This window comes from Planomonospora algeriensis, assembly GCF_977012225.1.
Genome location: NZ_CDRNDK010001043.1, coordinates 1 through 620, shown reverse-complemented (window position 1 = coordinate 620; position 620 = coordinate 1). Strand labels below are relative to the sequence as shown.

Here is a 620-nt window from a genome sequence, read left to right as displayed (position 1 = left end):
CCGGGCCGTGCACGCGGTCGTGCTCGGCGCCCCCGGCCTGTTCCACCCGGCCACCGGGAGCCTGCTGGCCGACAACGGCGTGCCCGGGTGGCGGCCCGACCTGCCGCGCGTCCTCGGCGAGAGCCTGGGCGCCCCGGTGACCCTGGAGAACGAGGTCAACCTCGCCGCCGTCGCCGAGCACCGCGCCGGGTCCGCCCGCGGCCGCGAGGACTTCGTCCTGCTCTGGCTGGACGACGGGGTGGGCGCCGCGGTCATCCTCGGCGGGCGGCTGCGGCGCGGCGCGTCGGGCGGCGCCGGGGAGATCGGCTGGATCAAGCTGTCCGGCACGCCGTTCTGCGAGCTGGCGGCGCCGCGGCCGCCCGCGTCCTCGGCCTCCGGACGCCCTGGCGGCCAGGATCACCGAGGCGTCCTGGCCGCGGTCGCCGTCCTGGACCCCGGTCTCGTCGTCCTCGGCGGCCGGACGGGGCGCTCCGGCGGGGAGGACCTGGCCGAGCGGGTGGGCGGGCGCCTCGCCGCGCTCTCCCCCGCGCCCACGCTGGTCCGCGCGAGCACCGTGGAGGGCAACGCGGTCCTGCACGGCGCCGTCTTCACCGCCCTGTCGATCGCCCACCGCGACGTCT

At 79.2% G+C, this 620-nt stretch carries 1 protein-coding gene; it reads left to right on the top strand.

Annotation, left to right across the window (positions count from 1 at the left end):
• On the top strand, positions 1-620 hold a 620-nt coding region (locus ACWJ6R_RS37695), incomplete at both ends, for an ROK family protein (RefSeq protein WP_449066758.1).